Below are 26,535 nucleotides of genomic sequence, written 5' to 3' on the forward strand. Positions count from 1 at the left end.
CCGGCCCGGGTCAGCGGCAGAATCGGAGGATGAGCAGCAACGACTCCCCCGAGCCCACCGTCCTCGCGATCGGCAGCGACGAGCTGCGCGTGGCGCTGACGACCGCGGGCGCCGAGATGACCTCCCTCCGCGACGCCGAGAACCGCGAGTACCTCTGGCAGGCCGGCCCCGAGTGGCGACGGCACGCTCCCGTGCTCTTCCCCATCATCGGGCGGCTGCCGGGCGACACCCTGCACCACGACGGCCGCGACCACCCGATGGGCCAGCACGGCTTCGCGCGCGACCGCGTCTTCGAGCTGGCCGGCGTCGGCGGCGACGAGGCCGTCTTCCGGCTGCGCAGCGACGACGCGACCCGCGCGGTGTTCCCCTTCGACTGGTCGCTGCTGATCGCCTACGCGGTGACCGGATCGACGCTGCGGATCACGCAGACCGTCGAGAACCGCGGCACGCAGCCGCTCGGCGCCTCGGTCGGCAACCACCCGGCGTTCGCCCTGCCGCTGCCCGGCGCGACCGGTGAGCACCGGATCCGCTTCGCGCAGCCCGAGCCGGAGGGGTTCCGCCGGGCTCCCGAGAACCTGCTCGTCGCCGAGCGGCACCCGGCGCCGCTCGAGGACGGCGTGCTCACGGTGGACGACGCGCACTTCGAGGAGGGCGTGCTGATCTTCGACGAGCCGCGACGCCGCACCCTGACGCTCGAGGCCGAGGGCGCGCGCTCGATCGCGGTCGACAGCGGCGACTTCGACGTCGTCGGCGTCTGGAAGCCGGTCGGCGCGCCGTTCGTCTGCATCGAGCCGTGGCGGAGCGTGCCGACGCCGGAGGGCTGGGACGGCGACATCGTCGACAAGCCGCGGCAGTTCGTGCTCGCCCCGGGCGAGCAGCGCGCCTTCTCCTACAGCATCACGCTCAGCTGAGGCTCCTCGCGCTGCAGCTGCGCGTCGAGGAGCTCGAAGCGGCGGATGATCAGGCCCTCGCGGGTCGCCCACGGGCAGATCACGAGCGTCTCGACGTGCAGCGCCTCCATGGCCGCCTCGGCGACGAGCGCGCCGGCCAGCAGCTGCGGGGCGCGGAGCGTCGAGACGCCGGGCAGCGCCGAGCGGTCGGCCGCACTGATCGCGGCGAGGCGGGAGGACCACAGCCGCAGGTCGACGAGGTGCAGCTCGCGGCGGGCGAGCGGGCCGGCGGCGCTGGGAGCGGCGCCGGCGATGCGGGCCAGGGAGCGGAAGGTCTTCGAGGTGCCCGCGACGAGGTCGGGGGTGCCGAGGGCGAGGAAGGCGCGGACGGGCTCGGCGAGCACCTCGCGGGCGTGCCTGCGGGCGGCCTTGACGCTCGTGGCGGAGGCGGGGTCGCCGTCGAGGAGGTCGCGGGTGACGCGGCCGGCACCGAGCGGCACCGAGACGGCGAGCTCGGGCACCTCGTCGACGCCCATCGACAGCTCGAAGGAGCCGCCGCCGATGTCGAGGTCGAGGATCGAGCCGGCGCCCCAGCCGAACCAGCGGCGCACGGCGAGGAAGGTCGCGGACGCCTCGGCCTCGCCGCCGAGCTCCTGGAGGTGCACGCCGGTCTCGGTGCGGACTCGCTCGAGCACCGCGGCGCCGTTGCCGGCCTCGCGGATCGCGGAGGTGGCGAAGGCGAGCAGGTCCTCCGCGCGGTGGCGGCGGGCGACCTCGTGCGCCTCCGCGACGAAGGCGATCAGCTCGCGTTGCCCCTCCTCGGTGATGTCGCCCGCGGCGTCGAGGTAGGCGACCAGCGCGAGGCTGCGCTTGTGCGAGCGGTACGGCACGGGCCGCGCCCCCGGGTGCGCGTCGACGAGCAGCAGATGGACCGTGTTGGAGCCGATGTCGAGCACGCCGAGTCGCATGCCCCCACGCTAGCGCGGCCCGCGGCCGCCCTCGGACCGGCGGCGACGCCCCGAGGATCGGCACCGCACCCGTGGGCGTGAGCACGCCGATCGAGTAGCCCGCGGAGCGCGGCGTATCGAGATCCACCACGCCCGAAGACGAGTCTGCAGACCCGCCCTGCTGACGACGCCGGGTCTCGATACGCCGCTGCGCGGCTACTCGACCAGCATGGAAGGCGCGGCTGCTCGATCAGCAGGAGCGGAAGCCCCCACCCCCGCTCGGGAGCGTGGCGCCCCGGAGGGGTCGCCACCCCGGCAGACCGGCCGCCGCTCCGCAGGGTCACCGGCGATCCGCGTGCCAGCGGATCGTCGTACCCGGAACGCGACCGGCCCCTGCCAGCGCGACCCGTCGCGAAGCCGACCGCCGACGGACGACGAGGAACGAGGAGTCCGTCGCAGAAGGGCCCGGTCGCGCTAGCGACCGGGCCCTTCTGCAGAGACTCAGTGGTCCCAGTTCTCCACCGGCTCGGAGGAGCTGGAGGAGCCGACGACGTGCACGCGCATGTCGTTGGTGGTGCCGGCGCGTCCGGGGGGCGATCCGGAGACGACGACGACGGTGTCGCCGGCCTTCGCGAGGTTCTCGCGGAGGAGGACGGCGTCGACCTGGGCGAACATCGCGTCCGTGTGGTTCACGCGGGGCGTGACGTAGGACTGGACGCCCCAGTTGAGCGCCATGCGGCGGCGGACCGAGGGCTCGGGGGTGAAGCCGATGATCGGGATGCCGTGGCGCAGGCGCGTCATGCGGCGGACGGAGTCGCCGGACTCGGTGAAGACGCAGAGGAACTTGGCCTCGACGAACTCGGCGACCTCGGCGGCGGCGAGGGTGACGGATCCGCCCTGGGTGCGCGGCTTGCTGCCGAGCGGGGGGATCCGCTCGAGTCCGTGCTCCTCGGTGGACTCGACGATGCGGGCCATGGTCTGGACGGTGACGACCGGCCAGGCGCCGACGCTGGTCTCGCCGGAGAGCATGACCGCGTCGGCTCCGTCGAGGATGGCGTTCGCGACGTCGGAGGCCTCGGCGCGGGTGGGGCGCGGGCTCTCGATCATCGACTCGAGCATCTGGGTCGCGACGATGACGGGCTTGGCCCAGCGGCGGGCGAGCTCGACGGCGTGCTTCTGCACGATCGGCACGGCCTCGAGGGGCAGCTCGACGCCGAGGTCGCCGCGGGCGACCATGATGCCGTCGAAGACGTCGATGATCTCCTGCAGGTTGTCGACGGCCTGCGGCTTCTCGATCTTGGCGATGACGGGGGCCTTGCGGCCCTCCTCCGCCATGATCTCGTGCACGCGGACGATGTCGCTGGCGTTGCGCACGAAGGACAGCGCGATGATGTCCGCGCCGAGGCGGATGGCCCAGCGGAGGTCGTCCTCGTCCTTCTGCGACAGCGCGGGCACGTTGACCGCGACGCCGGGCAGGTTGATGCCCTTGTTGTTCGAGATGTTGCCGGGGACGACGCACTCGGTGATGACGCGGGGGCCCTCGACGGCGGTGACGCGGACCGCGACCTTGCCGTCGTCGATCAGGAGCATGTCGCCGGGGTTCACGTCGTCGGGCAGGCCCTTGAACGTGGTGCCCGAGAGCTCCTTGGTGCCGAGGACGTCCTCGGTGGTGATGGTGAAGACGTCGCCCTCGGCGAGGGGGTACGGACCGCCCTCGAACTTGCCGAGGCGGATCTTGGGACCCTGCAGGTCGACCATGATCGCGACGGCGCGACCGGAGTCCTCGGCGGCCTTGCGCACGAGGCGGTAGATGCCCTCGTGCACGTCGTAGCTGCCGTGGCTGAGGTTCATGCGGGCCACGTCCACGCCGGCGTCGATGATCGCACGAATGGTCTCGTACGACGACGTTGCCGGGCCGAGGGTGGCGACGATTTTCGCTCGTCTCATTGAGGGGGTGCTCCGTTGTTCTGCGCCCGAGGGCGCGTCGATAGCGGGGAGGGTGAGCTGTGAAGCTGGCGCGCGAAGACTATCGCGTCCGTGGGACTAGAGCGTGAAGCCCCGGTCGTTGGGCCCGACGGGCGCGGGCAGCTGGGTGGTGCCTTCGAGGTAGCGGTCGATCTCGGCCGCGACGGAGCGGCCCTCGGCGATGGCCCAGACGATCAGCGACTGGCCGCGGCCGGCGTCCCCGGCGACGAAGACGCCCGGGACGCTGGTCTCGAAGCGGTCGCCGCGGACCACGTTGCCGCGGTCCGTGAAGGGGACCTCGAGCTGGCCGGCGAGGTGCTCCGACTCGGGGCCGGTGAAGCCCAGGGCCAGGAGGACCAGGTCGGCCGGGATCTCGCGCTCGGTGCCCGCCTTGGGCACGCGGCGGCCGTCGAGGTACTCGGTCTCGGCCACGCGCACGGCGCGGACTTCGCCGACCTCGTTCGCGAGGAACTCGACGGTGGAGGCGAGGTAGACGCGCTCCCCGCCCTCCTCGTGGGCGCTGGCGACCTCGAAGACGGTCGGGTCCATCGGCCAGGGCTGGCTGTCCGGACGCTGCGACGGCGGCTGGGTGCCGATCGCGAGGTTGGTGACCGAGGCCGCCTTCTGGCGGTGCGCGGTGCCGATGCAGTCCGCTCCGGTGTCGCCGCCGCCGAGGACGACGACGTGCTTGCCCTCGGCCGAGATCTGCTCGAACACGCGGTCGCCCGCGATGGCGTGGTTCGACTGCACCAGGTACTCCATGGCGAAGTGCACGCCGGCCAGGTCGCGGCCGGGGATCGGCAGATCGCGCGGGACCATCGCGCCGGTGGCGACCACGACGGCGTCGTAGCGCGCGCGCAGGTCGTCCCAGGTGATGTCCGTGCCGATGTCGACGCCGGCGCGGAAGCGGGTGCCCTCGGCCTTCATCTGGTTCAGGCGCAGCTCGAGGTGCTTCTTCTCCATCTTGAAGTCGGGGATGCCGTAGCGCAGGAGGCCGCCGATGCGGTCGTCGCGCTCGTAGACCGCGACGGTGTGGCCGGCGCGGGTGAGCTGCTGCGCGGCGGCGAGACCGGCGGGGCCGGAGCCGACGACGGCGACCGTCTTCCCGGTCAGGCGCTCCGGCGGGTGCGGCTGCACCCAGTCGTTGCCGAAGGCCTGATCGATGATCGAGACCTCGATCTGCTTGATCGTGACCGCGGGCTGGTTGATGCCGAGCACGCAGGACGACTCGCAGGGCGCCGGGCACAGGCGGCCGGTGAACTCCGGGAAGTTGTTGGTCGCGTGCAGGCGCTCGATCGCCTGGCGGCCCTCGCCGCGCCACATCAGGTCGTTCCACTCGGGGATCAGGTTCCCGAGCGGGCAGCCCTTGTGGCAGAACGGGATGCCGCAGTCCATGCAGCGGCCGGCCTGCCGGCGCAGCACGGCGGTGTCGCCCTGCTCGTACACCTCTTTCCAGTCCATCAGTCGCACGGACACCGGGCGCCGCTTGGGCAGCTCCCGGTCCTGCACCTTCAGGAATCCCTTGGGATCAGCCACCGGTCACCTCCAGAATCCGTCCCCAGACGACGTCGCCGTCGGGGTCGAGCCCCTCCTCCACAGCGGATGCTCGCGTCGCGAGCACCGCGGCGAAGTCGCGGGGCAGTACCTTGACGAAACGCGAGACGGTTCCGTCGAAATCGTCGAGCATCCCCTGGGCCAGGGTCGACTCGGTCTCGGCCACGTGCCGCTCGAGCAGGTCGCGCAGGATCTCCACGTCGGCGCTGCCGAGCTCGGAGAGCGTCAGCTCCCCGGTGGCGATCGCGTCGCGGTTGACGAGCTCGCGGCTCAGGTCGTGGATGTAGGCGGTGCCGCCGGACATGCCCGCGCCGAGGTTGCGGCCGGTGGCGCCGAGGATGACGGCGAGCCCGCCGGTCATGTACTCGAGCGCGTGGTCGCCCACGCCCTCGACGACCGCCGTGGCACCGGAGTTGCGGACCAGGAAGCGCTCGCCGACCATCCCGCGGATGAACATCGTGCCCTGGGTCGCGCCGTAGCCGATGACGTTGCCGGCGATGACGTTCGCCGACGCGTCGAAGGTGCTGCGGCGGTCGGGCCGCACCACGATCTGGCCGCCGGAGAGGCCCTTGCCGACGTAATCGTTCGAGTCGCCCTCGAGGCGGAGCGTGATGCCCGCGGGCAGGAACGCGCCGAGCGACTGCCCGGCCGAGCCGCGCAGGTTCACCGTGATGGAGTCGGCCGGCAGCCCGTTCTCGCCGTAGCGGACGGTCACCGCGTGGCCGAGCATCGTGCCGACCGCGCGCTCGGTGTTCTTGATCTCGCGGTCGATCACCACGGTGCCGCGGTGGTCGAGCACGTTCGCGGCGAGGCGGATCAGCTCGTTGTCGAAGTGCTTCTCCAGCTCGTGCTCCTGCGCGCGACCGTGGCGGCGCGGCTCCTCGGCGCGGAAGACCGGGCCGACCAGGATCGGCGTCAGGTCGAGCCCGCTCGCCTTCCAGTGCTCGATGGCGCGGTTGACGTCGAGCAGCTCGCGGTGGCCGACGATCTCGTCGATCGAGCGGAAGCCGAGCTGGGCGAGGTACTCACGCACCTCCTGGGCGATGAACTCGAAGAAGTTGACGACGAACTCGGGCTTGCCGTTGAAGCGCTTGCGCAGCTCCGGGTTCTGCGTCGCGACGCCCACCGGGCAGGTGTCGAGGTGGCAGACGCGCATCATGATGCAGCCCTCGACGATCAGCGGGGCGGTGGCGAAGCCGAACTCCTCGGCGCCGAGCAGGGCGCCGATCACGACGTCGCGGCCGGTCTTCATCTGGCCGTCGACCTGCACCACGACGCGATCGCGCATGCCGTTGAGCATCAGCGTCTGCTGGGTCTCGGCGAGACCGAGCTCCCACGGCGTGCCCGCGTGCTTGAGCGAGTTGACGGGGCTCGCGCCGGTGCCGCCGTCGTGGCCCGAGACGAGGATCACGTCGGCGAGGGCCTTGGCAGTGCCGGCCGCGACCGCGCCGATGCCCGACTGGCTGACGAGCTTCGCGTGGATGCGCGCCTTCGGGTTCGCCCGCTTGAGGTCGAAGATCAGCTGCTTGAGGTCCTCGATCGAGTAGATGTCGTGGTGCGGCGGCGGCGAGATCAGGCCGACGCCGGCGGTCGCGTGCCGGGTGCGCGCGATCCACGGGTAGACCTTGGTCGGCGGCAGCTGGCCGCCCTCGCCGGGCTTGGCGCCCTGGGCGAGCTTGATCTGGATGTCGTCGGCGTGGGTCAGGTACATGCTCGTGACGCCGAAGCGACCCGAGGCGACCTGCTTGATCGCGGACCGGCGCTCCGGGTCGAGCAGTCGCTCGGTGTCCTCGCCGCCCTCGCCGGTGTTCGACTTCGCGCCGAGGCGGTTCATCGCGATGGCGAGCGTCTCGTGCGCCTCCGGCGAGATGGAGCCGTAGCTCATCGCCCCGGTGGAGAAGCGCTTGACGATCGACTCGACCGGCTCGACCTCGTCGATCGGGACGGGCGTGCGGCCCTCCGTGTCGAGGGTGAACATGCCGCGCAGGGTCATCAGCGAGAGCGCCTGGTCGTCGACCATCTTGGTGTACTCGCGGAAGACGTCGTAGCGGCGGTTGCGGGTGGAGTGCTGCAGCCGGAAGACGGTGTCCGGGTTGAAGAGGTGCGGCGCGCCGTCGCGGCGCCACTGGTACTCGCCGCCGACCGCGAGGCGCTCGTGCGCGACGACCGCGCCGTCCTCGGGGTACGCGGCGCGGTGGCGCGCGGCGTTCTCCTCGGCGACGACCTCGATCCCGATGCCGCCGAGCTTGGAGGCGGTGCCGGTGAAGTACTGGTCGACGAAGACCTGGCTGAGGCCGACGGCCTCGAAGGTCTGCGCGCCGGCGTAGCTGGACACGGTCGAGATGCCCATCTTGGACATGATCTTGAGGACGCCCTTGCCGAGCGCCTTGATCACGTTCTTGACGGCCTTCTCGGGCGAGAGGTCCGAGATCATGCCGCTGCGGACGAGCTGCTCGCAGGTCTCCATCGCGAGGTACGGGTTCACCGCGGAGGCGCCGTAGCCGATCAGCGTCGCGACGTGGTGCACCTCGCGGACGTCGCCGGCCTCGACGACCAGCCCGACGCGCATCCGGTTCTCGGTGCGGATCAGGTGGTGGTGCACGGCGGCGAGCATGAGCAGCGAGGGGATCGGCGCGAGGTCCTTGGTGGAGTCGCGGTCCGAGAGCACGAGGAACTGCGCTCCGGCGGCGATCGCCTCGTCGGCCTCGGCGCACATCGCGTCGAGACGGTCCTGCATGGCGCGGGGACCGGCGTCGACGCGGTAGAGACCGCGGATCGTCGTGGTGATGTGGCTGAGCGGGCGCGGCGCGATGTGCTGGATCTTGGCCAGCTCGTCGTTGTCGATCACCGGGAAGTCGAGGACGACCTGGCGGGCGTGCTCGGCGCCGGCCGAGAGCAGGTTGCGCTCCGGGCCGAGGCCGAGGCGCAGCGAGGTGACGACCTCCTCGCGGATGGAGTCGAGCGGCGGGTTGGTCACCTGCGCGAACGCCTGGGTGAAGTAGTCGAACAGCAGCCGCGGGCGCTTGGAGAGCACCGCGACGGGCGTGTCGGAGCCCATCGCGCCGAGCGGCTCGGCGCCCGCCTTCGCCATCGGCAGCAGCAGCAGCCGCACCTCCTCCTCGGTGTAGCCGAAGGTGCGCTGGCGGCGGTTGACCGACGCGGGCGTGTGCACGATGTGCTCGCGCTCGGGCAGGTCCTTGAGGTTGATGCGGCCCTTGTCGAGCCACTCGTCGAAGGGACCGGAGTCCGCGAGCTGCGCCTTGATCTCCTCGTCCTCGACGATGCGGCCCTGCTCGGTGTCGACCAGGAACATCCGGCCCGGCTGCAGCCGGCCCTTGCGGACGATCTTCGCGGGGTCGATGTCGAGGACGCCGATCTCGCTGGCGAGCACGACGAGGCCGTCGTCGGTGACGACGTAGCGGCCGGGGCGCAGGCCGTTGCGGTCCAGCGTGGCGCCGACGAGGTCGCCGTCGGTGAAGACGATCGCGGCCGGGCCGTCCCACGGCTCCATGAGCATCGAGTGGTACTCGTAGAAGGCGCGGCGCTTCTGGTCGATCGCGGCGGCCTGGTTCTCCCACGCCTCCGGGACCATCATCATGATCGCGTGCGGCAGCGAGCGGCCGGCCAGCGTGAGCAGCTCCACCGTCTCGTCGAACGAGGCGGAGTCGCTGCGGCCGGTCGAGACGATCGGGAACAGCGGCGAGAGGTCGCCGAGCTCGGCGCTCTTCAGCTGCGACTGGCGCGCGCGCATCCAGTTGCGGTTGCCCTGCACCGTGTTGATCTCGCCGTTGTGCGCGATCATCCGGAACGGCTGCGCGAGCGGCCAGGACGGGAAGGTGTTGGTCGAGTAGCGCGAGTGCACCAGCGCGAGCTTGGAGGTGAAGCGCTCGTCGGAGAGGTCCGGGTAGAACGGCTCGAGCTGGAGCGTGGTGACCATGCCCTTGTAGACGAGCGTGCGGCTCGAGAGCGACATGAAGTACACCTCGAGCTCGCGCTCGACGCGCTTGCGCAGGCGGAAGGTGAGGCGGTCGAGGCGGAGCCCGGCCAGCGGCACGCCGGCCGCGTCGGTGAGCTCGCTCGAGACGTAGAGCTGCTCGATCGCCGGCATGGCGGCGCGGGCGAGCGTGCCGATCTCGTCCGGCTGCACCGGGATCGAGCGCCAGCCGAGGACGGTGAGGTTCTCCTCCCGCGCCATCTCGGCGATGGTCGACTTGACCCGCTCGCGCTCGAAGACGTCGACCGGGAGGAAGGCGTTGCCGACCGCGTACTGCCCGACGGGGGGCAGTTCGACGGCCGCGACGGCGCGCAGGAAGTCGTCGGGGATCTGGGTGATGATCCCCGCGCCGTCCCCGGTGCCGGCGTCGGAGCCGACCGCGCCGCGGTGCTCGAGGTTGCGCAGCGCGTCGAGCGCGGCGTCGATGATGTCGTGCCCGGCCGTCCCGCGCATGGTGGCGACCATGGCGAGACCGCAGGCGTCCTTCTCGGCCGCCGGGTCGTACATCCCCTGCGCGGACGGGGTGCCGAGGAACGGCACGGCGGGGACGCGGGGCGAGGGCTGAACGGGAGCCATGGGGACCGTCCTCACGAGAGTCGTAGCGGATCGGGACGTCGCTGGCCCGCGGTGTGGTGGTGGAGGAGCGGCTCCCCGATCGGGAGGGCCGTGCATTCGGTGGTCGCGGAGCGGAGGTCTGGCGCCGTCGTCGGGGTCGTGCGCTCGCTCCCCCGCGGCAGCGCTTGTGGCTGAGCCGCGGTGGGGCGGACGGACGGAGAGGTGAGCTGGATGCGGGGCCGCGGGGGTGCCGCGGACCGCGTCAGCTGCGGGAGACCGTCGACTTCTCGGCGTCGGTGCCGGAAGAAGGAGTGGTGGCGTCGGAGTCGGACTCGACGTCCTCGAATTCTACCGCAGCCGGGGCGGGCGTCCACTCGCGGCCGGGCCGATAGGCCGAGGTCTCGCGACCCGGGTGCTCGCGCCGCTGGATCACGACGAGGATCAGGCCGACGACGACGGCGGCCAGCGCCGCCCAGACATTGGTGCGGATGCCCCAGAAGAACTCGCTCGGGTCGATCCGGATGGACTCGAACCAGACGCGGCCGATGCCGTACCAGATCAGGTAGGCGGCGAAGACGGTGCCCCACTGCAGCTTGAGGCGGCGCTCGAGCAGCAGGATGACCGCGATGCCGACAACGTTCCAGAGGATCTCGTAGAGGAAGGTCGGGTGGAAGAGCGTGCCGGCGGGCAGGCCGACGGGGAAGGCCGGGTTGCTGCTCTCGATCTCGAGGCCCCAGGGCAGGGTCGTCGGCAGGCCGAACAGCTCGTGGTTGAACCAGTTGCCGAGGCGGCCGATGGCCTGCGCGGCGAGCATGCCGGGCGCGAGCGCGTCGGCGAAGGTCCAGAACCGGACGCCGGTCCAGCGGCAGCCGATCCAGGCGCCGACGGCGCCGCCGATGAGGCCGCCGAAGATCGCGTTGCCGCCGTTCCAGATCCGGATGATCTCCCACGGGTCCGCGCCGGCGTAGAAGTAGTCGCCGGGGTGCGTGAGCACGTGGTAGAGCCGCGCGCCGATGATGCCGAGCGGCACGGCCCAGATGATGATGTCGAGGACGACCCACGGCTCGGCGCCGCGGCGCTTGAGGCGGGCGTTCGTCATGATCGTGGCGACCACGATGCCGACCAGGATGCAGACGGCGTAGGTGTGGATCGAGAACGCGCGATCGAAGAGCGTGAAGTCGTACTGACTCCACGCCTCGGGCGGACTCGGGATGCTCAGCGGTACGGACACCGGTACGTCGACCTTTCGAAGGAGGGATCCCGCGGTCGCGGCGGCGCCGCGCCCCGACGGGCATCCCGAGTGTACTGGGAGGCGTCAGGCGCGCGGACGCGTGCCCTCTGCCAGACCGCGAGCCGTCTCCGCCACCGCGGCGACTCCCCCGGAGGCGAGCGCGCGCACGAGGGCCGAGCCGACGATCGCGCCGTCGGCGTAGGCGAGGATCTCGGCGACCTGGTCGCCGGTCGAGACGCCCACGCCGACGCAGGCGCTGTCCGAGCCGGCCGTGCGCAGGCGCTCGACGAGCGTGCGGGCGGCGCGGTCCACATCGGCGCGCGCTCCGGTGATGCCCATCGTCGAGACGGCGTAGACGAAGCCGCGGCTCGCCTCGACGGTCGCGCGCAGGCGCTCGTCGCTCGAGGAGGGGGCGGCGAGGAAGACCCGGTCGAGGCCGAGGCGCTCGGAGACGGCCATCCACTCGGCTCCCTCGTCGGGGATGAGGTCGGGCGTGATCAGACCGGACCCGCCGGCCTCGGCGAGGTCGGTGGCGAAGCGCTCGACGCCGTACTGCAGCACGGGGTTGTAGTACGTCATCACCAGCACCGGCACGTCCACGCGGGCGCGGATCTCGCGGACCGCGTCGAAGCCGTGGCGCAGCCGGAAGCCGCCGGCGAGGGCGGCCTGGGTCGCCTCCTGGATGACGGGGCCGTCCATCACCGGGTCGGAGTAGGGCAGGCCGAGCTCGATCGCGTCCACGCCGTTCTCGGCGAGGGCCACTGCGGCGTCGATGCTCGTCGCGAGGTCGGGGAAGCCGGCGGGCAGGTAGCCGATCAGGGCGCCCGCGGCCTCCTGGTTGCGGCGGCGGACGGTCTCGGCGACGCTCGGGCCGACGCCGCTCACGACTGCACCGCGCCCTGGTCGACGAGTCCGAAGTAGCGCGCGGCGGTGGTCATGTCCTTGTCGCCGCGGCCGGAGAGGTTGACCAGGATGGTCGCGTCGGGGCCGAGCTCGCGGCCGAGCTCGAGCGTGCCGGCGAGGGCGTGCGCCGACTCGATCGCGGGGATGATGCCCTCGGTGCGGCTGAGCAGCATCAGTGCGTCCATCGCGGCGGAGTCGGTGACCGCGCGGTAGTCGGCGCGGCCGATGCTGGAGAGCCAGGCGTGCTCGGGGCCGACGCCCGGGTAGTCGAGACCGGCCGAGATCGAGTGCGACTCGACGGTCTGGCCGTCCTCGTCCTGGAGCAGGAAGCTGCGGGCGCCGTGCAGCACGCCGGGGCGGCCCTTGCTGATGGTCGCCGCGTGGCGCGGGGTCTCGATCCCGTCGCCGCCGGCCTCGAAGCCGACCAGCCTGACCTCGGGGTCGTCGAGGAACGCGTGGAAGATGCCCATCGCGTTGGAGCCGCCGCCGACGCAGGCGGTGACCGCGGTGGGCAGGGCGCCGGTGAGGGCGAGGACCTGCTCGCGCGCCTCCTCGCCGATGATCTTCTGGAAGTCGCGCACCATCGCCGGGAAGGGGTGCGGGCCGGCCACGGTGCCGAAGACGTAGTTCGTCGTCTCGACGTTGGTGACCCAGTCGCGCATCGCGTCGTTGATCGCGTCCTTGAGGGTGCGCGAGCCGGTGGTCACCGAGACGACCTCGGCACCGAGCAGGCGCATCCGGGCGACGTTGAGCGCCTGGCGCTCGGTGTCGACCTCGCCCATGTAGACGACGCAGTCGAGCCCGAAGAGCGCGGCGGCCGTGGCGGTGGCGACGCCGTGCTGGCCGGCGCCGGTCTCGGCGATCACGCGGGTCTTGCCGATGCGCTTGGTCAGCAGCGCCTGGCCGAGCACGTTGTTGATCTTGTGCGAGCCGGTGTGGTTGAGGTCCTCGCGCTTGAGGATGATCCGCGCACCGCCCGCGTGCTCGGCGAAGCGCGGCACCTCGGTGATGATCGAGGGCCGGCCGGTGTAGCTGCGGTGCAGCTCGGTCAGCTCGGCGCGGAACGCCGGGTCGACCTTGGTGCGCTCGTACTCGGCGCTCAGCTCGTCGAGCGCCTTCACGAGCGACTCGGGGACGTAGCGTCCGCCGAAGTCGCCGAAGTAGGGACCGAGTTCGTCTCGGAGTGCCATGGCAGTGCCGCCTATCGGTGGATCGTGATCAGTGCGCCAGGAAGCCGGCGAGGGTGGAGACGGGGTCGCCGCCGGTGACGAGGGCCTCGCCGACGAGGACGACGTCCGCGCCGGAGCGGCGGTAGTGCGCGACGTCGTCGGCCGAGAGGACCGCCGACTCCGCGACCTTGACGGCGTCGGCCGGGAAGCGCTCGGAGAGCCGGCCGAAGAGGTCGCGGTCGAGCTCGAAGGTGGAGAGGTCGCGGGCGTTGACCCCGATCAGGCGCGCGCCGAGGTCGGCGGCCCGCTCGAGCTCGTCGCCCGAGTGCGTCTCGACCAGCGGGGTCATCCCGAGCTCGAGGACGAGGGCGTGCAGCTCGGCCAGCACGGGCTGCTCGAGCGCGGCGACGATGAGCAGGACGAGGTCCGCTCCGGAGGCGCGCGCCTCGAGCACCTGGTAGGGCTCCGCGATGAAGTCCTTGCGCAGGACCGGGATCGACACCTTCGCGCGGACGGCCTCGAGGTCGGCGAGGGAGCCCTTGAAGCGGCGCTCCTCGGTGAGGACGCTGATCGCGCTCGCTCCCCCGAGCTCGTACTGCCCGGCGAGCAGCGCGGGGTCGGGGATCTCGGCGAGGGCGCCGCGGGACGGGCTGGACCGCTTGACCTCGGCGATGATCCTGACGCGCTCGGCCGGAGCCAGCGCGGCGAGGGCGTCGAGGGCGGGCGGGCGCTCGGCGGCACGCCGCTCGAGGGCGGCGAGCGGGACGGTCTCGCGACGCCGGGCCGCGTCGGCCAGGGCGCCGGCGGTCAGATCGCCGAGCACTCTACGCGCGCGCCTTCGGGTTGGCCTTCGCGCCGTCGACGCCGTAGCCCAGGCGGGCCAGGATCACGCCGACGAGGAGGCCGACCACGACGAGCCCGGCGGACAGCCAGACGACGAGGGGCAGGTCGAACCAGAAGGCGATCGTGCCGACCGTGAAGCCGACCAGCATGATGACGACGGCCGTCCACGCTGCGGGCGAGTGGCCGTGGTTGTCGTCGTCGTGCTCGGTGCTCATGGCTCTCCTCCTGGACGTGCGTGGGAACCAGAGCAGTCTAGCGGCTCGGGGCCGAAGGGCTCCGCCGCCGGGCGGGGTCTGCGGAGGGCTTGCTCAGCGGGCCGACGTGGGGTCGTCGCCGCGGGACAGCTCGTCCCAGGAGACGACGGGATCGATGTCGCCGTCGTCGGTCCGCACGGTCGTCGCGCCGTGGCCGTAGCCGTCGGCGGGCTCGAACCGGGAGACGCGCTTCTTCTTCGCGCCGGGCCAGCGCCGGACCGTGACGAGCACGAGCACGCCGATGACCGCGGTCAGCACTCCGGCCACCAGCGCGACGACCGGCCAGGCGGTGACGGAGGACGAGGCGACGAGCGCCGCGACCGACTCCCGGCCCGCGATCGCGGTCGCATCGGTGACCAGCGACGAGCCGGCGCGCACGGGATCGGCGAGCGCGGTCGAGGCGGCCAGGACGACCGAGCCGCCGAGGACGATCTGCAGCAGCCCGAGGACGATCCGGAAGGCCGGCCCGGCGATGGCGAGCGCGGCCGCGAGAGCGAGCCCGGCGAGGGCCAGGGCCGACAGGGCCGGCGCGGCGACGGTGCCGACGACGGAGAGCGCCCGGCCGTCGCCGACGCCCGGGGTGAGCACGAGCGTCGCCCAGGGCTGGGTGGAGGCGGTGAGCTCGAGCGCGGCGAGCAGCACGATCCCGAGGATCGCGGAGTACTTCAGGCGCCGGCCGCTCACGCCTGCGGCCCGAGGTCCGTCACCGGGGCGAGCGGATCGACGTCGAAGCAGGAGTGCTCGCCGGTGTGGCAGGCGGCGCCGATCTGCTCGACCTGCACGAGCAGCGTGTCGGCGTCGCAGTCCAGCGCGGCCCCGCGGACGTACTGGGCGTGCCCGGAGGTGTCGCCCTTCCGCCAGTACTCCCGGCGGGAGCGCGACCAGAAGGTCACCCGGCCCTCGGTCAGCGTGCGGCGCAGCGCCTCGCGGTCCATCCACCCGAGCATCAGCACCTCGCCGGTGTCGTGCTGCTGGATGACGGCGGGCAGGAGGCCGCTCGCGTCGAAGGTCGCCCGGTCGAGGACCGCGGTGAGCTCGTCGGGGGTCGTCGTGCCGGGGGTCGTCGTGCCGTCGGTCGTCGTCTCGGTGCTCATCGGCGGATCTCGATCCCGGAGTCGTCGAGGGCGCGCTTCACGTCGCCGATCGTCAGCTCGCGATTGTGGAAGACGGAGGCGGCGAGCACCGCGTCGGCGCCCGCCTCGATGGCGGGGGCGAAGTGCTCGACGGCGCCGGCGCCGCCCGAGGCGATCACCGGCACGGTGCTCAGCTCGCGCATCGCCGTGATCAGCGGCAGGTCGAAGCCCTGCTTGGTGCCGTCGGCGTCGATGGAGTTGACCAGCAGCTCGCCCGCGCCGCGCTCGACAGCCTCGGCCGCCCAGGCGAGGGCGTCGAGGGTCGTCTCGCGGCGACCGCCGTGGGTGGTGACGACGAAGCCGGAGGGCGTGGCGTCGCTCCGCTTGACATCGAGCGAGAGCACCAGCACCTGCGCGCCGAAGACGTCGGCGATCTCGCCGATCAGCTCGGGGCGGGTGATCGCGGCGGAGTTGACGCCGACCTTGTCCGCGCCGTGCGCGAGCAGGCGCGAGACGTCCTCGACGGAGCGCACTCCCCCGCCGACGGTGAGCGGGATGAAGACCTGCTCGGCGGTCGCGCGGACGACCTCGTAGGTGGTGGAGCGGTCGTCGACGGTGGCGGTGACGTCGAGGAAGGTCAGCTCGTCGGCACCCTGCTCGAAGTAGAGGCGGGCGAGCTCGACCGGATCGCCGGCGTCGCGCAGGTTCTGGAAGTTGACGCCCTTGACGACGCGGCCGGCGGCCACGTCGAGGCACGGGATGACGCGGACGGCGAGACTCATCGCTCCCCCTCCTAGAGGCGTGCGGCGTGGATCGAGGTGACCAGGATCGCGCGGGCGCCGAGGTCGTACAGGCGGTCCATCACCTGGTTCATGTCGGCGCGCGGCACCATCACGCGCACGGCGACCCACTCGGGGTCGTGCAGCGGCGAGACCGTCGGCGACTCGAAGCCGGGCGCGAGCGCGGTGGCGGTCTCGAGCAGGGCCACGGGGCAGTCGTAGTCGAGCAGCACGTACTCGCGGGCGACGAGGACGCCCTGCAGGCGGCGCAGCAGGACCGGGATGCCCTCGGGCTCGCCCGCGCCGGAGACGAGGACGGCCGTGGACTTCAGGATGACGGGCCCGAAGATCTCCAGGCCCGCCTTCCGCAGCGTGGTGCCGGTCTCGACGACGTCGGCGATCACGTCGGCGACGCCGAGCTGGATGGCCGACTCGACCGCGCCGTCCAGGCGGATGAGGGTGACCTCGACGCCGTGCTCGCGGAGGAAGCGGCCGACGAGGCCGGGGTAGCTGGTCGCGACGCGGAGGCCGTCGATCTGCTGCAGCTCGGTGTAGCGGCCGGCCGGACCGGCGAAGCGGAAGGTCGAGTCGGCGAAGCCGAGGCTGGCGATCTCGCGCGCCTCGGAGCCGGAATCGATCAGCAGGTCGCGGCCGGTGACGCCGACGTCGAGCGCGCCGGAGCCGACGTAGGTCGCGATGTCGCGCGGGCGGAGGTAGAAGAACTCGACCCCGTTGCGCACGTCGACGACGTGCAGCTCCTTGGGATCGCGACGGCCGGTGTAGCCGGCCTCGGCCAGCATCTGGCCGGCGGTCTCGGAGAGCGAGCCCTTGTTCGGGACGGCGACGCGCAGGAGCGCGGGCGGAGCGGTGGTACCGGTGGTGTCAGGAGTGGTGGGGGTGGTCGTGGTCACGACGGGACGTCCTCTGGAGGTCGAGGGTGATTCGGTGAGCGGAGGCGCGACGGCGCCTCGGAGAGCGTGGGAGCGCGCGGCGACGTGGCGGCGGCGCACTCCGGCGATCGGGGGGACGCTCACAGATGTCGGTAGACGTCGGCCGTCGTCAGGCCCTTCGCGAGCATCAGCACCTGCAGGTGGTAGAGCAGCTGCGAGATCTCCTCGGCCGTGCGCTCGTCGCCCTCGTACTCGGCGGCCATCCACACCTCGGCGGCCTCCTCGACGATCTTCTTGCCGATGAAGTGCACACCGGCGTCGAGCTCGCGGACCGTGCCCGAACCCTCGGGACGCGCGGCGGCCTTCTCGCCCAGCTCAGCGAAGAGGTCGTCGAAAGTTTTCACCGGGGAAGTCTATACGCGGCGGCGGACCGGCGAGGGCGGCCGGGTCAGTGGCGGTGCAGGAGGGAGGACGCGGTGTCGCGGAGCGCGGCGATGGCCGCCTCCGGGTCGTCGGCGCCGAAGACGGCGGAGCCGGCGACGAAGGTGTCGGCGCCCGCCTCGGCGGCGATCTCGATCGTGCCGGGGGCGATGCCGCCGTCGACCTGGAGCCAGACGTCGAGGCCGGTGCGGTCGACGACCTCTCGCAGCGCGTGCAGCTTCGGCATCGTCTCCGCCATGAAGGACTGGCCGCCGAAGCCGGGCTCGACCGTCATCACGAGCACCTGGTCGAACTCGGGCAGCAGGTCGAGGTAGTCGTCGACGGCGGTGCCGGGCTTGAGCGCGATGCCGGCGCGCGCGCCGATCTCACGGAGGCGGCGCGCCAGCGCGACGGCGTCGCGCGCGGCCTCGGCGTGGAAGGTGACGGAGTAGGCGCCCGTCTCGGCGTAGCCCGGCGCCCAGCGGTCCGGGTCGTCGATCATCAGGTGCACGTCGAGCGGGCGCGGCGACACCTCCTGCAGGCGCTGCACCATCGGCAGGCCGAAGGTGAGGTTCGGCACGAAGTGGTTGTCCATCACGTCGACGTGCACGAGATCGGCCCCGGCGATCCGCTGCAGCTCGGCCTCGAAGTTGACGAAGTCGGCGGACAGGATGCTGGGATTGATCCGTGCGGGCATGCTCCCCAGCCTAGGCGCGGCGGACGGAGCGCTCAGGCACCCCGGGTGGACTGCCTGGAGCGCCGAGTGGAGTGCTCAGGCCTCCGTGCGGCGCAGCAGCTGGATGAACATCGCGTCCGTCCCGTGCCGGTGCGGCCAGAGCTGCGCGTGCAGTGCGCCCTCGGCGAGCGGCAGCGGCTCGCGGGTGATGCCGTCGAGGACCGCGGGGGTGTCGACGAGCTCGAAGCCGCCGGGGTGGCGCTCCGCGGCGAGGGCGAGCACGCGCTTGGTCTCACCGAGGTGCGGCGAGCAGGTGACGTAGGCGAGCAGACCGCCGGAAGCGAGAGCGGCGAGGGCGGAGTCGAGCAGCTCACCCTGCAGAGCGGCGAGCGGGGCGACGTCGTCGGCGCTCTTCCGCCAGCGCGCCTCCGGACGGCGGCGGAGGGCGCCGAGTCCGGTGCACGGCGCGTCGAGGAGGACACGGTCGAAGGCGCCCGGCTGCTCCTCGCCGAGCGTGCGTCCGTCACCGGTGCGCACCTCGACGGTCGGGTCGACCGCGGCGAGGGCCTGGCGGACCAGCCCGGCCCGCGCGGGGACGACCTCGTTGGCCAGCAGCGTCGCACCGCCCGCGCGCGCCTCGGCGGCCAGCAGCGCCGCCTTGCCGCCGGGTCCGGCGCAGAGGTCGAGCCAGCGCTCGCCCGCGCGGACGGGCTCGGCGCGGGAGAGCGCGAGCGCGGCCAGCTGCGAGCCCTCGTCCTGGACGCGCACCCGGCCCTCGTGCACGGGCGCGATCGCCTCGGGGTCGCCTCCGGTGCTGACGAGACCGACCGGCGAGTAGCGGTCGGGCTCCGCGTCGGGCAGCTCCGCGGCCTCCGCGAGACCGGGCAGGGCGACGAGGTTCACCCGCGGCGCCGCGTTGTCGGCGGCGAGCAGGGCCTCGAGCTCGTCGGCGGCGCCCTCCGCGGCGAGGGCGCGGCGCAGGGCCTTGACGATCCAGACCGGATGCGAGGTCGCCGCGGCGATCCGGTCGTCACCCGAGGTCGCCGCGTCCGCGACGCGCTGCTGCCACTCCTCGGCGCTCGAGCGGGTCACCGAGCGCAGCACCGCGTTCGCGAAAGCGACGGCGCCGCGGGAGGAGCCGCCCGCGACCAGCGCGACGCTCTCGTTGACGGCGGCGTGCGCGGCGACGCGGGTGCCGAGCAGCTGGTGCACGCCGAGCCGGAGCGCGTCGAGCACCGGGGCGTCGATTGTCTCGACGGCGCGGCCGGCGGCGAGGGCGATCACCCGGTCGTAGTAGCCGGAGAGGCGGAGCGTGCCGTAGCAGAGCTCGGTGGCCAGGCCCGCGTCGGCCGGCGAGAGCTCGGCGGCGCGGATCCGGGCGGGCAGCACGAGGTTGGCGTAGGCGTCGCCGCCGCTGACCGCGAGCAGGACGTCGTAGGCGACTTGCCGCGCCGGCGCGACGCGGGTGCGGCCGCTCACGCGAGCACCGTGCTCTCGCGCAGGCCCCGGGCCCAGGCGGCGCCGGGCATCGGGGTCTTGCCGGCGGGCTGCACCGAGACGAGCTCGACGGCGCCGTCGCCCGTGCCGACCAGGGCGCGCCCGGCGTCGAGGAGCACGGCGCCGGGCGCGAGGGGAGCGTCCGTGAGCGCCTCGTCGACGGCGAGCACCTTGAGCCGCGCGTCGCCGACCGTCGTGGACGCGCCGGGTTCAGGAGTCACCCCGCGGACCAGCGCGAGGATCCGGTACGTCGGCCGGGTCCAGTCGATCCGGCCGTCGGTCACGTCGAGCTTGGGCGCGAGGGTCACCTCGCCCGACTGCGGCACGGCCACCGCGGTGCCGGCGGCGAGCCCGTCGACGACCTCGCCGGTCAGCCCGGCGCCGCGCTCGGCGAGCACCTCGAGCAGCTCGCCGGCCGAGCGCCCGGCGACCTCCTCCTCGATCGCGGCGAAGACGTCGCCCGCGTCGAGCTCGGCGACCAGCTGGAAGACGGCCGCGCCGATCCGCTGCTCCCCCGCCATCAGCGCGCGCTGGACCGGCGCCGCGCCGCGCCAGCGCGGCAGCAGCGAGAAGTGCAGATTGATCCAGCCGAGGCGCGGCACCGCCAGCAGCCGCGCTCGGACCAGGCCGCCGTAGGCCACGATCACGCCGAGGTCCGGCTCGAGGGTCGCGATCCGGTCGGTGACCTCCTCGTCGAGGCGGTTCGCCTTGAGCACCGGCAGACCGAGCTCCTCGGCGACCGCGCCGACCGGCGAGGGCGTGAGCACGCGCTTGCGGCCGACGGGCGCGTCCGCCCGGGTGACCACCGTGACGATCTCGTGCTCGGAGGCGGCGAGGGCGCGCAGAGTGGGGACGGCGGCGGCCGGCGTGCCGGCGAAGACGAGGCGCACGAGGAGCTCCTGAGCGTGGGGGTCGAGCGGAGAACGGGTCCGGGAGGGACGGGTCTAGAGGATGTCGGGGTCGTCCAGCCGGACGCGCAGCTTCGGCGCCGGCCGGAAGCGGCCCGGCGTGGTGGGCGGCCGGCGGCGGCGGGTCGCGTTGCGGATCACGGCGGACCGGAGGCGGGCGGCGACCTCCGCCCCGCGAGCGTAGTCGAAGCGCACGATCGCCCGGACGGAGCCGTCCTCGAGCCCGACCGGGCCGAGCACCTCGTGCCGGTCCGCCTCGTCCAGCGCGTCGAGCGCCTCCGTCACCGCGTGCGCGTCGCCGCTGACGGTCGCGAGCCGGACGGCGGGCGGGAAGCGCAGCTCGCGCCGCTCGATCAGCTCGGCGCGGAGGTACTCGTCCTGGCGCCAGGTCGCGAGGGCCGTCGCGAGGCGCCCGGCGACGCCGACCAGCAGCACGGGAGCGCCGGGGCGGGCCAGCGCGGCCGCGTTGGACCAGGTGCGCAGGGCGTCGTCGGCGACGCGCAGGCTCTCCCGCGCGAGCATCCGCTCGCCGTCGAGCAGCAGCACGGCGTGGTAGCCGCCGTCGGCCCGGGGCTCGCCGCCGCGGGTGGCGACGACGAGCGCGGGCGTGCCGGGCACGGTGAGGATCGGATGCGCGCCGTCCGCGACGACGACCTTGACTCCCGGGAACGCGCGACCGAGCTCCTCCGCCGTCCGTCCCGCGCCGAGGCTCACCAGGCGCAGCGCCGTCGCCTCGCAGACCGAGCAGTGCCAGTCGGCGGCGATCAGGCCGCACCAGCCGCAGCTCGGCCGCGCGCCGGCGGAGTGCACGGCGAGCGGACCCTGGCAGCGGTTGCAGCGCGCCACGGTGCGGCAGCGCGCGCAGGCGACCACCGGCGCGTAGCCGGGACGGGCGACCTGGACGAGCACCGGGCCCGAGTCGAGGGCGATCCGCGCCTGCCGCCAGGCGGTGGACGGGATGCGCGCGGCCTGGTCGTGCTCGTCGGCGGCCGTCTGCTGCGCGGTCGGCACGACGTGCGGGCGCCGCGAGGGCCGCGGCTGCACCGGCGCGGCGAAGCCCAGGCCGACCAGCCGCTCCACCTCGACCGTGCGGGTGTTGCCGAGCAGCACCAGCCCGGCGCCGCTCTGCTCCTGCCGCACCAGCGCCACGTCGCGGGCGTGCGCGTAGGGGGCGAGCGGCTCGGCGAAGAGCGGATCGCCGTCGTCCCAGAGCGCGATCAGGCCGAGCGCCGACGAGGGCGCGTAGAGCACGGAGCGGTTGCCGACGATGACCCGCGGCCCGGGGGTGAGGCAGCGCAGGAACGCGGCGTAGCGGCCCGCGCCCTTCTGCCGGGCGTCGAGGCGGACGACCGCGTCCTCGGGGACGTGCTCGGCGAGGGCCTGCTCGAGCTGCTCCTGGTCGCGGTAGTCCGGCACTGCCAGGATCGCGTCGCGTCCGGCCGCCAGCGCGGTGCGGGCGAGCTCGGCGAGCGTCACCGCCCAGCCGCCGACCCAGGCTTCCGAGGCGAGCTGCACCGGCGCGGGCACGGCGTTCACCGCGAGGCGGCCGCCGTCGAGGAGGCCGTCGAACGTCTCCACGGGGTAGCCGGTCACCGCGCCGGGCCCGGGGCCGTCCGCGACCGGCTCGGCCGGGCCGGCGTCCGCGTCCGCCTCGGACGAGGTGGCGGTCGCCGCCGCCTCGGCGAGGGCCGCGAGGTGCGCCCGCTCGACCCGCACGTGGCGCCGCGGCACGGCGAGGCGCAGCACGTCGCTCGCTCCCCCGGCGGCGCGGTCGGCGACCCGCCGGGCGAGTGCCCAGACCTCCGGGGTGAGCACGACGAGCGGCGAGACGAGCTCCTCGAGCTCGCTCAGGGCTCCCGCGTGCTCGGAGCCCTCGCCGACCTCGACGACGAAAGCGTCCGCGATCCGCCCGCCGGTGCGCAGCGGGACGCGGACCCGGACACCCGGCTGGACGCCCTCGCGGAGCGCCTCGGGGATCGCGTAGTCGAGCAGCCGGTCGAGCTGCGGGAGCGGCGAGTCGAGGAGCACGCGCGCGACGCGCCCCGCCGGACCGGTCACCGCCTCCCCCGCCGCGTCGGCGCCTACGAGAGACCCGCGGCGGAGCGGAGGTCGTCGACGCGGTCGAGGCGCTCCCAGGTGAAGTCGGGCAGCTCGCGGCCGAAGTGCCCGTAGACCGAGGTCTGCGAGTAGATCGGGCGGAGCAGGTCGAGCGCGTGGATGATCGCGGCGGGACGCAGGTCGAAGACCGAGCGGATCGCCTCGGTGATCTGCTCGTCGGGTAGCGTGCCGGTGCCGAAGGTCTCGACGTAGAGGCCGACCGGGGCGGCCTTGCCGATCGCGTAGGCGACCTGCACCTCCATCCGGCGGGCGAGCCCTGCGGCGACCGCGTTCTTCGCGACCCAGCGCATGGCGTAGGCGGCCGAGCGGTCGACCTTCGACGGGTCCTTGCCCGAGAAGGCACCGCCGCCGTGGCGCGCGGCTCCGCCGTAGGTGTCGACGATGATCTTGCGGCCGGTGAGCCCGGCGTCGCCCTGCGGGCCGCCGATCTCGAAGCGGCCGGAGGGGTTGATCAGCAGGCGCACACCGGAGGAGTCGAGGTCGACGCGCTCGAGCACGGGGCGGATCACGTGCTCCTCGATGTCCGCGTGGATCGTGGCGGTGCTGACGTGCTCGGCGTGCTGGGTGGAGAGCACGACCGTGTCGATCGTCGCCGGCGTCGTGCCGTCGTAGCCGATGGTGACCTGCGTCTTGCCGTCGGGCCGGAGGTAGTCCAGCTCGCCGGTCTTGCGGACCTCGGCGAGGCGCTCCGCGAGGCGGTGCGAGAGCCAGCTCGGCAGCGGCATGTACTCGGGGGTCTCGTCGGTGGCGAAGCCGAACATCAGGCCCTGGTCGCCCGCGCCCTGGCGGTCGAACGCGTCCTCGTCGGAGGCGTCGCCGCGCACCTCGAGGGCCGTGTCGACCCCCGCGGCGATCTCGGGCGACTGCTGCCCGATCGAGACGGAGACGCCGCAGGAGCGGCCGTCGAAGCCCTTGAGCGAGGAGTCGTAGCCGATGTCGACGATCGTGTCGCGGACGATCGCGGGGATCTCGACGTAGCCCGAGGTGGAGACCTCGCCGGCGACGTGCACGAGCCCCGTGGTGACGAGCGTCTCGACGGCGACCCGGCTGCGCGGGTCCTCGCGGAGGAGCGCGTCGAGGATGCGGTCCGAGATCTGGTCGCAGATCTTGTCCGGGTGACCCTCGGTCACGGACTCGGAGGTGAACAGGCGGAGGGGGCCGGAGGTCATGTCGAGCGTCTCATTCCGTAGGGCGCGGCAGCCGGAGCTGTCTCGATCCGGTGCAGTCCCGCACCGGGCTCGCCCTCTCACCGGGGGCGGACCGGGCCAGGGAGGCGCCCTAGCGCGCGACCACGTCGAGGACGCGATCGGCGACCGACGCCTTGCTGCCGGAAGCCTCGATCACTATATCTCCGGCCGGATCGAGGACCACCACGGTGTTGCTGTCGCTCTGGAAGCCCTCGGCCCAGCCGACCCTGTTGAGGACGAGCAGATCGCAGCCCTTGCGGGCGATCTTGGCGCGGCCGAGCGCGAGCATCGCGTCCCGGTCGGGCTCGGTCTCGGCGGCGAAGCCGACGATCAGCTGCCCGTCGGTCTTCGCGGCGGAGATCTCAGCGAGGATGTCGGGGTTCTTCACGAGCTCGAGGACGAGGCGGTCGCCCTGCTGCTCCTTCTTGATCTTGGCCTCGGAGACGTCGGCCGGCCGGTAGTCGGCGACGGCCGCGGCCATGATGACGATGTCGGCGTCGCGGGCGGCGGCCAGCGCGGCCTCGCGCAGCTCGAGGGCGGTCCCGACGGGGATCACCGTGACGCCCTGCGGCGCCTCGATGTCGAGGTTCGCGGCGAGGAGGGTGACCCTCGCTCCGCGCGCGGCCGCGGCGACCGCGAGCGCGACGCCCTGCCGGCCGCTGGAGCGGTTCCCGACGAAGCGGACGGGGTCGAGCGGCTCGCGGGTGCCGCCGGCGGTGACGAGGACGCGCAGGCCCTCGAGGTCGCGCCGGGCGGCGGTGGCGCGGGCGTGGACGGCGAGGGCCTCGGCGACGATCGTCGCGGGCTCCTCCATCCGGCCCGGGCCCGAGTCGGCGCCGGTGAGCTGGCCGACGGCCGGGCCGACGAGGTGGACGCCGCGGGAGCGGAGCGTCGCGACGTTCGCGACCGTGGCCGCGTTCGCCCACATCTCGGTGTGCATCGCCGGAGCGACCACGACCGGAGCGGTGCTGGCGAGCACGGTGTTGCCGAGCAGGTCGTCGGCGAGGCCGGTCGCCAGCTTGGCCAGGGTGTGCGCCGTCGCCGGGGCGATTACGATGAGGTCGGCCGCCTGGCCGATCGCCACGTGCCGCACCTCGGCGACGCCCTCGTAGAGCTCGGTGTGCACCGCGTTCCGCGAGATGGCCTCGAGCGTCGGCTTGCCGACGAAGCGCAGCGCCGCCTCGGTGGCCACGACGTGGACGTCGTGGCCCTCGAGGACCAGCGCGCGGACGACTCCGACCGCCTTGTAGGCGGCGATGCCGCCGGTGATCCCGACGACGACGTTCAGCCGTGCGGCCCGTCTCGATGACCGCATGTCGCGGAGCGCCCCCGGTCGGGACTACTCGTCGAGGGGCTCGGCGACCGGACGGGCGACGAGCTTGTCCTCGTTGATCTCGTGCAGCGCGACGGAGAGCGGCTTGTCGTCGATGGTGGAGTCGACCAGCGGGCCGACGTTGTCGAACAGGCTGCCCTCGTGCAGGTCGGCGTAGTAGTCGTTGATCTGGCGCGCGCGCTTGGAGGCGAAGATGACGAGCGCGTACTTCGAGTCGACCTTCGAGAGCAGCTCGTCGATGGGCGGGTCGATGATGCCGAGGTTGTTGGCCATGGTGTCTCCTAGCGTGGCGCGAAGCGCCGATCTGCGGCTCCGGAGCGGCACGGCGCGCGATCACCGGGGAGGGCGATCGGGGCAAGGCCCGGAGGTGGTCGGTGGTCTCGGTCTCAGCGGCCCGGATCGGCGGGCGTGCTGTCGGCACGAGGCGACATCAATTGTACGACCTCGCGGGCCGCTTCGGGCACGGTGCTGTTCACGACGCAGAAATCGAACTCGTCCTGCGCGGCCAGCTCGACCTTCGCGGTGGCCAGCCGGCGCTCCTGCTCCTCGGGGCTCTCGGTGCCGCGGCCGACCAGGCGGCGCACCAGCTCCTCCCAGCTCGGGGGCAGCAGGAACACCAGCCGGGCGTCGCCCATCCGCTCGCGGACCTGCCGGGCGCCCTGGATGTCGATCTCGAGCATGACCTGGCGGCCGGCGGCGAGGGCCGCGTCGATCGGGCCGCGGGGCGTGCCGTAGCGGTACGCGTTGTGCACCGTCGCGTACTCGAGGAACTCCCCCGCCTCGACCATGCGGTCGAACTCGGCGTCGTCGACGAAGTAGTAGCTGACGCCCTCGATCTCGCCGGGGCGCGGTGCGCGGGTGGTCGCCGAGACGGACAGCAGGACGTCGGGGTAGTTCTCGCGGATGTAGCCGGAGACGGTGCCCTTGCCGACCGCGGTCGGACCGGCCAGCACGACGAGCCGGTTGCGCTCGCCGCGGCGCTGGCGCGACTCGCGCTCCTCCAGGAAGGCGCCGAGGCCCTCGACCTGGCGCCGGCCCAGACCGCCCAGGCGCTTGGACGGCGCGATGCCGAGCTGCTCCATCACCCGCGGGGTCTTGACCACGCCGAGGGCGGGCACCGCGCGCAGCAGCTCGCTGACGCGCATCCGGCCCTCGACGCCGGTCGGGTCCTCCTGCGCGGCGGCGAGCACGGCGGTGGCGGGCCGGTCGCCGGCGGCGACGCCCTTCTTCACCTGGGCGCGGGCGCGGCGGGCGGCGATCGCGGCCTCGGAGGCGGCGCGGCGGTCGACCGCGGGCGGCGCGGGGCGGCGCGCAGCGGACGGCGCCTCGGCGGCGGGATCGATCGGGCT

General features: G+C 73.3%; 23 protein-coding genes. 1 reads left to right on the top strand and 22 read right to left on the bottom strand.

The annotated features are described in order from the left end of the window. The first annotated feature begins 29 nt into the window (after positions 1–29). On the top strand, positions 30–911 hold the full coding sequence (locus EDF17_RS11875) for an aldose 1-epimerase family protein (RefSeq protein WP_123446243.1): 882 nt from the start codon (positions 30–32) through the stop codon (positions 909–911). Here the strand turns inward: EDF17_RS11875 and EDF17_RS11880 are convergent. The 22 genes from EDF17_RS11880 to gmk all read right to left on the bottom strand — a co-directional run bounded on the left by EDF17_RS11880 (position 890) and on the right by gmk (position 26,529). Continuing rightward, on the bottom strand, positions 890–1,858 hold the full coding sequence (locus tag EDF17_RS11880; RefSeq protein ID WP_123446242.1) for a Ppx/GppA family phosphatase: 969 nt from the start codon (positions 1,856–1,858) through the stop codon (positions 890–892). The genes EDF17_RS11875 and EDF17_RS11880 overlap by 22 nt on opposite strands. Before the next feature lie 480 nt (positions 1,859–2,338). Next, entirely contained in the window at positions 2,339–3,784 is a 1,446-nt protein-coding gene (pyk, locus tag EDF17_RS11885) for a pyruvate kinase (RefSeq protein ID WP_123446241.1), read from the bottom strand. Positions 3,785–3,880: 96 nt separating this feature from the next. Further along, the gene (locus EDF17_RS11890) at positions 3,881–5,338 is read right to left on the bottom strand and encodes a glutamate synthase subunit beta (protein ID WP_123446240.1); all 1,458 of its coding nucleotides are present in this window, start codon (positions 5,336–5,338) and stop codon (positions 3,881–3,883) included. Next, on the bottom strand, positions 5,331–9,857 hold the full coding sequence (gene gltB, locus EDF17_RS11895; RefSeq protein ID WP_243732890.1) for a glutamate synthase large subunit: 4,527 nt from the start codon (positions 9,855–9,857) through the stop codon (positions 5,331–5,333). The genes EDF17_RS11890 and gltB overlap by 8 nt, the downstream gene beginning before the upstream one ends. Positions 9,858–10,167: 310 nt before the next feature. After that, entirely contained in the window at positions 10,168–11,118 is a 951-nt protein-coding gene (gene lgt / locus EDF17_RS11900; RefSeq protein ID WP_243732891.1) for a prolipoprotein diacylglyceryl transferase, read from the bottom strand. 102 nt (positions 11,119–11,220) lie between these two features. Next, positions 11,221–12,021, bottom strand: coding sequence for a tryptophan synthase subunit alpha (gene trpA, locus EDF17_RS11905; RefSeq protein WP_123446238.1), 801 nt, complete (start codon positions 12,019–12,021; stop codon positions 11,221–11,223). After that, a complete protein-coding gene (gene trpB, locus EDF17_RS11910; protein WP_123446237.1) occupies positions 12,018–13,229 on the bottom strand; it encodes a tryptophan synthase subunit beta in 1,212 nt (403 codons plus the stop codon). Before trpB ends, trpA begins: the two co-directional genes overlap by 4 nt. Before the next feature lie 28 nt (positions 13,230–13,257). Continuing rightward, a complete protein-coding gene (gene trpC, locus EDF17_RS11915) occupies positions 13,258–14,031 on the bottom strand; it encodes an indole-3-glycerol phosphate synthase TrpC (protein ID WP_123446236.1) in 774 nt (257 codons plus the stop codon). 1 nt (position 14,032) lies between these two features. Beyond that, positions 14,033–14,266, bottom strand: a complete 234-nt coding sequence (locus EDF17_RS11920; RefSeq protein WP_123446235.1) for a DUF6704 family protein — start codon at positions 14,264–14,266, stop codon at positions 14,033–14,035. A 93-nt stretch (positions 14,267–14,359) separates the two neighbouring features. Continuing rightward, on the bottom strand, positions 14,360–14,989 hold the full coding sequence (locus tag EDF17_RS11925) for a Trp biosynthesis-associated membrane protein (protein ID WP_123446234.1): 630 nt from the start codon (positions 14,987–14,989) through the stop codon (positions 14,360–14,362). After that, entirely contained in the window at positions 14,986–15,399 is a 414-nt protein-coding gene (gene hisI / locus EDF17_RS11930) for a phosphoribosyl-AMP cyclohydrolase (RefSeq protein WP_123446233.1), read from the bottom strand. Before hisI ends, EDF17_RS11925 begins: the two co-directional genes overlap by 4 nt. Further along, complete coding sequence (gene hisF, locus EDF17_RS11935) at positions 15,396–16,160, bottom strand: imidazole glycerol phosphate synthase subunit HisF (RefSeq protein ID WP_123446232.1); 765 nt, start codon at positions 16,158–16,160, stop codon at positions 15,396–15,398. Before hisF ends, hisI begins: the two co-directional genes overlap by 4 nt. An 11-nt stretch (positions 16,161–16,171) precedes the next feature. Continuing rightward, positions 16,172–17,068, bottom strand: a complete 897-nt coding sequence (gene hisG, locus EDF17_RS11940; RefSeq protein ID WP_123446231.1) for an ATP phosphoribosyltransferase — start codon at positions 17,066–17,068, stop codon at positions 16,172–16,174. A 119-nt stretch (positions 17,069–17,187) separates the two neighbouring features. Continuing rightward, positions 17,188–17,451, bottom strand: coding sequence for a phosphoribosyl-ATP diphosphatase (locus tag EDF17_RS11945; RefSeq protein ID WP_055791842.1), 264 nt, complete (start codon positions 17,449–17,451; stop codon positions 17,188–17,190). A 44-nt stretch (positions 17,452–17,495) separates the two neighbouring features. Continuing rightward, positions 17,496–18,164 (bottom strand): ribulose-phosphate 3-epimerase, encoded by a 669-nt coding sequence (gene rpe, locus EDF17_RS11950; protein WP_123446230.1) that lies wholly within the window; start codon positions 18,162–18,164, stop codon positions 17,496–17,498. Positions 18,165–18,239: 75 nt separating this feature from the next. Then, positions 18,240–19,622, bottom strand: a complete 1,383-nt coding sequence (locus tag EDF17_RS11955; protein WP_166649662.1) for a transcription antitermination factor NusB — start codon at positions 19,620–19,622, stop codon at positions 18,240–18,242. Further along, entirely contained in the window at positions 19,619–20,530 is a 912-nt protein-coding gene (locus EDF17_RS11960; protein WP_123446228.1) for a methionyl-tRNA formyltransferase, read from the bottom strand. The genes EDF17_RS11955 and EDF17_RS11960 overlap by 4 nt, the downstream gene beginning before the upstream one ends. A gap of 54 nt (positions 20,531–20,584) precedes the next feature. Then, the gene (locus EDF17_RS11965) at positions 20,585–22,606 is read right to left on the bottom strand and encodes a primosomal protein N' (RefSeq protein WP_123446227.1); all 2,022 of its coding nucleotides are present in this window, start codon (positions 22,604–22,606) and stop codon (positions 20,585–20,587) included. 23 nt (positions 22,607–22,629) lie between these two features. Then, the gene (gene metK, locus EDF17_RS11970; RefSeq protein WP_123446226.1) at positions 22,630–23,835 is read right to left on the bottom strand and encodes a methionine adenosyltransferase; all 1,206 of its coding nucleotides are present in this window, start codon (positions 23,833–23,835) and stop codon (positions 22,630–22,632) included. Between the two features lie 109 nt (positions 23,836–23,944). Then, the gene (gene coaBC / locus EDF17_RS11975; RefSeq protein WP_123446563.1) at positions 23,945–25,141 is read right to left on the bottom strand and encodes a bifunctional phosphopantothenoylcysteine decarboxylase/phosphopantothenate--cysteine ligase CoaBC; all 1,197 of its coding nucleotides are present in this window, start codon (positions 25,139–25,141) and stop codon (positions 23,945–23,947) included. 51 nt (positions 25,142–25,192) lie between these two features. Next, a complete protein-coding gene (rpoZ, locus tag EDF17_RS11980) occupies positions 25,193–25,459 on the bottom strand; it encodes a DNA-directed RNA polymerase subunit omega (protein WP_123446225.1) in 267 nt (88 codons plus the stop codon). Positions 25,460–25,572: 113 nt separating this feature from the next. Next, positions 25,573–26,529, bottom strand: coding sequence for a guanylate kinase (gene gmk, locus EDF17_RS11985; RefSeq protein ID WP_123446562.1), 957 nt, complete (start codon positions 26,527–26,529; stop codon positions 25,573–25,575). Positions 26,530–26,535 lie beyond the last annotated feature (6 nt).

The sequence above is a fragment of the Rathayibacter sp. PhB1 genome (assembly GCF_004362935.1).
GTDB lineage: Bacteria > Actinomycetota > Actinomycetes > Actinomycetales > Microbacteriaceae > Rathayibacter > Rathayibacter festucae.

What these genes read in the sequence shown, in the direction of transcription:
- rpoZ (WP_123446225.1), bottom strand. Translation starts at nt 25,459, where the DNA reads ATGGCCAACAACCTCGGCATCATCGACCCGCCCATCGACGAGCTGCTC.
- EDF17_RS11875 (WP_123446243.1), top strand. Translation starts at nt 30, where the DNA reads ATGAGCAGCAACGACTCCCCCGAGCCCACCGTCCTCGCGATCGGCAGC.
- EDF17_RS11920 (WP_123446235.1), bottom strand. Translation starts at nt 14,266, where the DNA reads ATGAGCACCGAGCACGACGACGACAACCACGGCCACTCGCCCGCAGCG.
- EDF17_RS11880 (WP_123446242.1), bottom strand. Translation starts at nt 1,858, where the DNA reads ATGCGACTCGGCGTGCTCGACATCGGCTCCAACACGGTCCATCTGCTG.
- metK (WP_123446226.1), bottom strand. Translation starts at nt 23,835, where the DNA reads ATGACCTCCGGCCCCCTCCGCCTGTTCACCTCCGAGTCCGTGACCGAG.
- rpe (WP_123446230.1), bottom strand. Translation starts at nt 18,164, where the DNA reads ATGCCCGCACGGATCAATCCCAGCATCCTGTCCGCCGACTTCGTCAAC.
- pyk (WP_123446241.1), bottom strand. Translation starts at nt 3,784, where the DNA reads ATGAGACGAGCGAAAATCGTCGCCACCCTCGGCCCGGCAACGTCGTCG.
- hisI (WP_123446233.1), bottom strand. Translation starts at nt 15,399, where the DNA reads ATGAGCACCGAGACGACGACCGACGGCACGACGACCCCCGGCACGACG.
- gltB (WP_243732890.1), bottom strand. Translation starts at nt 9,857, where the DNA reads ATGTACGACCCGGCGGCCGAGAAGGACGCCTGCGGTCTCGCCATGGTC.
- hisF (WP_123446232.1), bottom strand. Translation starts at nt 16,160, where the DNA reads ATGAGTCTCGCCGTCCGCGTCATCCCGTGCCTCGACGTGGCCGCCGGC.
- trpB (WP_123446237.1), bottom strand. Translation starts at nt 13,229, where the DNA reads ATGGCACTCCGAGACGAACTCGGTCCCTACTTCGGCGACTTCGGCGGA.